This is a genomic window from Paenibacillus sp. 01T422 (assembly GCF_056398785.1).
Map to the genome: position 1 here is coordinate 1 of NZ_JBFTQB010000661.1, position 7,159 is coordinate 7,159.

5 protein-coding genes and 1 pseudogene are annotated in these 7,159 nt (G+C 48.9%); all 6 read left to right on the forward strand.

Features of this window, described 5'->3' with window-relative positions; all coding sequences use genetic code 11:
• On the forward strand, positions 1 to 437 hold a 437-nt coding region (locus AC1DUA_RS28380), incomplete at its 5' end, for a LysE family translocator (RefSeq protein ID WP_477502947.1).
• 66 nt (positions 438 to 503) lie between these two features.
• Positions 504 to 1,763, forward strand: coding sequence for an FAD-binding protein (locus tag AC1DUA_RS28385; protein ID WP_477502948.1), 1,260 nt, complete (start codon positions 504 to 506; stop codon positions 1,761 to 1,763).
• 75 nt (positions 1,764 to 1,838) lie between these two features.
• Positions 1,839 to 2,603: an IclR family transcriptional regulator gene (locus tag AC1DUA_RS28390; RefSeq protein WP_477502949.1), complete on the forward strand. Its 765-nt coding sequence runs from the start codon at positions 1,839 to 1,841 to the stop codon at positions 2,601 to 2,603.
• Between the two features lie 84 nt (positions 2,604 to 2,687).
• Complete coding sequence (locus AC1DUA_RS28395) at positions 2,688 to 3,569, forward strand: fumarylacetoacetate hydrolase family protein (protein WP_477502950.1); 882 nt, start codon at positions 2,688 to 2,690, stop codon at positions 3,567 to 3,569.
• A gap of 41 nt (positions 3,570 to 3,610) precedes the next feature.
• Positions 3,611 to 4,887, forward strand: a pseudogene (locus AC1DUA_RS28400) (aldehyde dehydrogenase family protein).
• A gap of 39 nt (positions 4,888 to 4,926) precedes the next feature.
• Positions 4,927 to 6,909 carry a YjhG/YagF family D-xylonate dehydratase gene (locus tag AC1DUA_RS28405; RefSeq protein ID WP_477502951.1) on the forward strand — a complete coding sequence of 661 codons (1,983 nt, stop codon included), beginning with the start codon at positions 4,927 to 4,929 and terminating at the stop codon, positions 6,907 to 6,909.
• Positions 6,910 to 7,159: the final 250 nt, after the last annotated feature.

A 7,159-nucleotide genomic window follows, 5' to 3' on the forward strand; every position in this document is an offset into this window, starting at 1 on the left:
AATTCAATACCGTGCCGATCATCTACATGGCAATGAAGTGGGCAGGTGCCGCTTATCTGCTCTGGCTGGCATGGAAGACAATTAAACCTGGCTCCGCCTCTATACTTGAGCCCATCGCGCTCCCAATTGAGAAGCCAAGAAAACTGTTCCTGATGGGTTTCATAACCAATTTGCTCAACCCCAAAATAGTCGTATTGTACATCTCGCTTCTTCCACAATTTCAGGATCCAAATCAAGGTTCGTTGTTGGCACAAAGCGCGATTCTAGGTGTAACACAAATCTTAATCAGCTTTGCGGTGAATCTGCTAATTGTTCTTACTGCAAGTAAAATTGCTGGTTGGTTCGGCAAACGTCCGACATGGCTCAAAGCGCAGCGCTGGATTATGTCCGGAGTTTTAGCGGGACTTGCCGTTAAGCTGGCGATCCAGCGTCGGTAATTTCCCTCCCATAGCAAGGATTTAGGATTCCTGTAGCGAACTTTTAACATGAAGGAGCGTGAACCTATGATTAATAATTTGAATTGGGCTGGAAACTTCAAGTATAGCGCCACAGAACTGCATACTCCCGTGAAAGTTGAAGACGTGCAGGAATTAGTAGCTAGAAGTAAACAAATGAAAGTGCTTGGTACACGGCATTCGTTTAATAGCATTGCTGATTGTAGCGAAGGCTTGCTTTCACTTCAAAACCTGAATCGTGTGGTGGCATTAGACACCGTTCATAGTAAGGTAACGGTTGAAGCTGGAATCCGGTATGGCGAGTTATGTGAATACCTCCATGAGCATGGCTATGCGATTCACAATTTGGCGTCTTTGCCGCATATCACTGTTGCTGGTGCATGCGCCACAGCGTCGCACGGTTCTGGCGATCGGAACGGCAATCTTGCTAGTGTGGTTGATTCGATAGAGATGGTTCAGGCGAACGGAGATCTGGCCGTATTCTCTCGCGAACAACAAAACATAGGAGGTGCAATTGTTGGTTTGGGAGGACTGGGAGTCGTCACACAGATGACGCTGGATGTGATCCCGACTTTTCAAATAAGTCAGCATGTCTATGACAATCTTCCTTTCGAGCAACTGGAAGAGCACCTTGATGATATCTTTTCCCATGCCTATAGTGTGAGTTTGTTTACCGATTGGACGGGTACGAATATCAATCAAGTTTGGCTAAAGCAGAAACAGACAGATCATACTTCAACGCAGGCAGAACCTGAATTTTATGGCGCTAAATTAGCAAACTCACCACGGCATCCGGTGCCAGGACATACAGCGGAGAATTGCAGCGAGCAAATGGGGATTCCGGGACCTTCGCATGAGAGATTACCTCACTTTCGCATGGATTTCACCCCGAGTGCTGGAGAAGAACTGCAAAGTGAATACTTCGTGCCACGTGAATCAGCTTATCAGGCCTTGCATGCGATTAATGAAATAAGGGAGCAAATAGCGCCACTTCTGTATATTTCTGAAGTTCGTACGATTGCAAAAGATCTACTGTGGATGAGTCCTAACTATAAACAGGATTCAGTTGCGATTCATTTCACTTGGAAGCCAAATTGGGAAGCAGTTAAGCAAGTTCTGCCGATGATTGAAAAGCAGCTTGCGCCTTTTCAGGCCCGTCCGCATTGGGCGAAACTGTTTACTATGCAGCCTGCGGCGCTCAAGTTTTTATACGAGAAACTGCCGGATTTCCAGGACATGCTCCTTCGTTATGATCCGCAAGGGAAGTTTCGAAATGACTTTTTGAACACGTATATATTTGGTAAATGAGATCTGCGCGATGAAGTTCATCTTGCTTGAATGGGCGATTAGGATTATTATGGATTTGTAGATAGAGGTGAGACCATGCCTATTATTCAAGCGCTGGACAGAGCATTGAAAATTATGGATTTATTCGACGAGTACACGACAGAGTTAAAAATTACAGAAATCAGCGCAAGGATGGATCTTCACAAAAGCACGGTACACTCCTTATTGAAAACGCTTCAGATGCACGGTTACATTAATCAGGATGTGGAAACTGGCAAGTATAAGCTAGGGCTTAAGCTCTTGGAAAAGGGACAGCTGATGCTGCAAAGCTTGGACATCCGTACAGCAGCACGCAAACACTTGGTTGTTTTGTCGGAACAGACAGGACAAACAACCCATCTCGTTATTCTTGATGGGAAAGAAGGCGTGTATTTGGACAAAGTCGAAGGGGAGAAAGCTGCGATTCGTTATTCCCGAATAGGGCGCAGAATTTCACTTCATAGCAGCGCGGTAGGCAAGGTCTTGACAGCTTTTAGAACCAAGGATGAGATCGATGCGCTCCTTCGTAATTACCAATTCTCGAAGATGACAGACGTGACGATTACGGAGAAGGACGCGTTCGTTAACGAACTGAATCAGGTAAGAGATCAGGGCTATTCCATTGACAACCAGGAGAATGAACCTGGCGTCCGATGTGCAGCAGCTCCTATTTTCGAGCATAATGGCTCGATTGTAGCAGCAATCAGTCTTTCAACATTAGTTTCAACGGTAGATGATTCATTGTTTAAGGCGTATATTGCTCTTCTTAAAAAGGAGGCAGAAGCCATTTCGCAAACCCTGGGGTTTCGGCACGTTTTGTAAAGCATGTCGAGTCCAGRCATTTTTTTGACTGTATTATAGAACAGAGTTTTATAATATAAAACAAATTAGAGGAGTGAGCAAGAAATGAGAATAATCCGTTTCGAAAAGGAAGGGTCTACACAGCTAGCTGCCGTTAATGATCATGATCAAATTTATGCACTGCCGCAAAGCGATTTTATAGCGCTGATTCATGAAGCTGACGCTTTGGCGATTACACCGCTCGAATTGGTTAACAAAGCGATTGAAGGCAGTGAAGCGTTACATGATCAAGTCGATCAGCTGCAACTTCTGGTTCCGATTGAGGCTCCGGAAGTGTGGGCTGCTGGAGTTACCTATGAGCGAAGCCGTGACGCACGCAACTATGAGGCAACGGAAGGCAGACTGGATGCTTCGACCTTTTACGATAAAGTTTATGATGCTGTACGTCCGGAAATCTTTTTTAAGTCTACAGCGGCGCGGACGGTAGGTCCTGGCGGGCAAGTGCAGCTTCGTAGTGATTCCGTGTGGCAGGTGCCAGAACCGGAGTTAGGGCTTGTTTTGAACGCAAAAGGGAAAATCGTCGGATACACCATTGGCAATGATATGAGCTGCCGGGATATTGAAGGCGAGAATCCGCTTTATTTGCCTCAAGCCAAAGTATGGAAGCGTTCCTGTTCCTTAGGACCTGCGATTCGTTTAGCTGAAACGGTAGATAACCCTTATAACTTGCAGATTACAAGCCAAATCTATCGTGACGGGGAAAAAGCAGTCGAGGGAACGGCAAATACCAATCAACTCAAACGCAAACTGGATGAACTGACGGAATTTTTGATACGGGATAATGAGTTGTTTGAAGGTACCGTGCTGCTGACAGGAACATGTATTGTACCTCCAAACGAGTTTACACTCGCGCATGGTGACAGAATCGAAATTGAGATCACGGGTATTGGAACACTTATTAATCATGTTGTAGGCGCTGGCAGCTAATTATAGCTTATTAAATAACTTATCTTTCAGGAGGAATAAACATGACATCCAAATTTGTTGGTGGCCAAACGTATTTGAATTATATCAACGGTGAATGGCAGGCAGCTGGCACTGGGCAAACCGTACCGAGCATCAATCCCGCTAAAAAAAGTGAAGTAGTGGGTTACGTGCAGAAACAGCAAGAGGTGTAGCCATCTTGCGCTATTATGCTGGCGAAGGGATGCGGAAAATCGGCGACGTGATTCCCTCCACCGATAGCGAAGCACTGATGTTTACGACCCGTATGCCACTTGGCGTTGTCGGCGTTATTTCGCCTTGGAATTTCCCAGTGGCTATTCCGATATGGAAAATGGCGCCAGCCTTAATCTATGGCAATGCGGTTGTACTGAAGCCTGCTCAGGAAACGGCAGTGACGGCGGCCAAAATCGTGGAATGCTTCGCAGAAGCGGGACTTCCAGCGGGTGTATTAAGTTTGGTAACCGGCAGCGGAGCCGTTATCGGGCAAGGGATTGCTGAGCATCCGGATGTGAATGGAATTACATTTACCGGCTCCAATCAGGTTGGCAAACGGGTCGGCCAAGCGGCACTAGCTAGAGGAGCGAAATACCAGCTCGAGATGGGCGGGAAGAATCCGATTCTTATCGCTGCGGATGCTGATCTCGATTTGGCGGTTGACGCGACGATCAGCGGAGGAATTCGCTCGACAGGTCAGAAATGTACGGCGACAAGCCGTGTCATTGTAATGAGCGAGGTCTATGAAACTTTTAAAGAAAAGCTGCTGAGCAAATTAAAAGGATTGACCGTAGGTCACGGTCTGGATGCCGGAACATGGCTAGGCCCATGTGCGAATGAAAATCAGCTTAGAACCGTGCAATCCTATATTCAAAAAGGGATAGAGGAAGGCGCTGAGTTGTTGTTCGGCGGTTCATCCCCGGACCACCCGGACCTCTCAGAAGGCTTTTATATACAACCGACTGTGTTCGATAAAGTAACTCCAGAGATGGCGATTGCCCGGGAAGAGATCTTCGGACCTGTCCTCGCGCTTATTCAGGTCGAATCCATGGAACAAGCCATTCAGGTGGCTAATGATTCAGATTTTGGCTTGAGCGCTTCCATTTATACGCAAAACATTGGCAATATTCTTACGTTTATTCWGGACATGGATGCTGGTTTGGTAAGAATTAATTCCGAGAYAGCCGGGGTAGAACTTCAAGCTCCATTCGGCGGTATGAAGCAGTCCAGCTCTCACTCGCGCGAGCAAGGGCAGGCGGCCATTGAATTTTTCACCTCGATAAAAACGGTATTTCTCAAAGCGTAGCTCTTAGCTATGAAGCCTGATTCGGAAGGGTGAAGGTTGATGACAGAGCAATTATTATCGATCATAGGCAATGAAAATAACGAATTGTATGCGATCCATACGCACGCACAAGGCCCGAAAGGCTCGTTGCCATTAACGAAAGAAATGTTATTGCATGCTCCAAGCGGGGAGTTGTTCGGTCTTACCCAGAATGTGGGGATGGGGTGGAAACCGTCTCGCCTGAAGGGGAAGCAGTACCTTCTGCTGAGCACGCAAGGGGGTATTCGTAAGGAAGACGGCAGTCCCGTCGCTCTTGGTTATCATACTGGCCACTGGGAAGTTGGCCTGTTGACRCAGGCGGCTGCCGAAGTGATTACAGAAAGCGGCGGGGTTCCTTTCGCTGGTTATGTGAGCGACCCTTGCGATGGCAGGTCTCAGGGGACGGAAGGTATGTTTGATTCGCTTCCTTATCGCAATGATGCAGCGATCGTATTCCGTCGTCTTATCCGCTCGTTGCCCACACGCAAAGGCGTCCTCGGTGTGGCGACCTGCGATAAAGGACTGCCTGCGATGATGATCGCACTGGCTGGAATGCATGAGCTCCCATGCGTCATCGTGCCCGGGGGAGTGACATTGCCTCCAACGGAAGGCGAGGACGCTGGGAAAATCCAAACCATTGGCGCGAGGTATGCAAGTGGTGAAATCAGCCTGGAAGATGCTGCGGACCTCGGCTGCCGGGCTTGCGCCACACCGGGCGGAGGTTGCCAGTTTCTTGGAACGGCTGCGACTTCGCAGGTGGTTGCAGAGGCTATGGGCATGACGGTGCCTCATGCTGCGCTAGCTCCATCCGGCCAGCCGGTTTGGGAAGAGATGGCTAGGCAATCGGCTCGCGCTATGATGACGTTGGAGGAAAAGGGACTTCGGATGAAGGATATTCTGACAGAAGCGTCTATCCACAATGCCATGGTTGTTCATGCTGCATTCGGAGGATCGACGAATTTGCTGCTGCATATTCCTGCTTTCGCTCATGCGGCAGGGCTGCCCGTTCCGACCGTTCAAGATTGGATACGTGTGAATAAAGACGTGCCAAGGTTAGTCAGCGTTCTGCCGAACGGTCCGGAATATCATCCGACTGTGAGGGTCTTTTTGGCTGGCGGTGTGCCAGAAGTGATGCTGCATCTACGCCGTTTGGGCGTCCTGAAAGAAAATGCGCTGACCGTAACAGGGGAAACGCTGGGGACCGTACTGGATTGGTGGGAATCAAGCGAACGTCGCCGCAAAATGCGCAGTCTGCTTATGGAAATGGACGGCATTGATCCCGATCAAGTCATTATGAGTCCGGAGCGTGCCAGAGAAAGAGGATTAACCTCAACAGTAACGTTTCCTATGGGGAACTTGGCTCCGGAAGGATCGGTCATTAAATCAACAGCGATTGACCCGACAACCGTCGGGGAAGATGGTATTTATCGCCATCGGGGCAAAGCCAAGGTGTTTACCTCGGAGAAAGCGGCTATCACGGCAATTAAGAACGGTGGTATTGGGGCCGGAGATGTTATGGCATTAATCGGGCGCGGCCCATCGGGTACGGGGATGGAGGAGACTTATCAGTTAACCTCGGCGCTGAAACATCTGCCGTTCGGTAAGTACGTGTCGCTAATAACCGATGCGCGGTTCTCGGGTGTATCCACAGGGGCCTGCATCGGCCATGTTGGACCTGAGGCGCTAGCTGGCGGGCCGATCGGTAAACTGCGCGATGGAGATACAATCGACATCGTAGTGGACCGCAATAGTTTGGAAGGTACGGTTCATTTCCTAGGAGCCGGTGACGTCGTGCTTACCCCTGACGAAGGAGCGCTTGTACTTGCTGCTCGCGACCCTCACCCAGAGCTTGCCGCAGATCCAAGGCTTCCTGACGATACGCGATTATGGGCAGCTTTGCAGTCTGTCAGCGGTGGGACATGGGCAGGTAGCGTATATGATGTCGACCGGATTATCGCAGTTTTGGAAGCAGGTAAAAAAGCCTTAGCTGAGCAGAATATGTAGGCGATAAGTACCGCTTCAACGTAAATTTTAATAAGGCAGTTCTGTTGATAAATTCGACAGGACTGCTTTTTTTGCTTTCTGGAACCCAACTCCCGTGTGAAAACACGGTTGGGCGCACTCAGCACGCGTTAGCGATGAGAAATATCGCTACAGTGGCAAGATCAGCGCTCGCGGAAGGGTTCCGCGCAAGTTAAGCGTGTTTTACATCGTTACAGCGGGCCATGTGCGCACCCAGCMGGCGTTARCGATG

Bases quoted from the DNA above. Each gene is read 5' to 3' on its own strand.
- AC1DUA_RS28385 (WP_477502948.1), top strand. From the start codon at position 504: ATGATTAATAATTTGAATTGGGCTGGAAACTTCAAGTATAGCGCCACA.
- AC1DUA_RS28390 (WP_477502949.1), top strand. From the start codon at position 1,839: ATGCCTATTATTCAAGCGCTGGACAGAGCATTGAAAATTATGGATTTA.
- AC1DUA_RS28395 (WP_477502950.1), top strand. From the start codon at position 2,688: ATGAGAATAATCCGTTTCGAAAAGGAAGGGTCTACACAGCTAGCTGCC.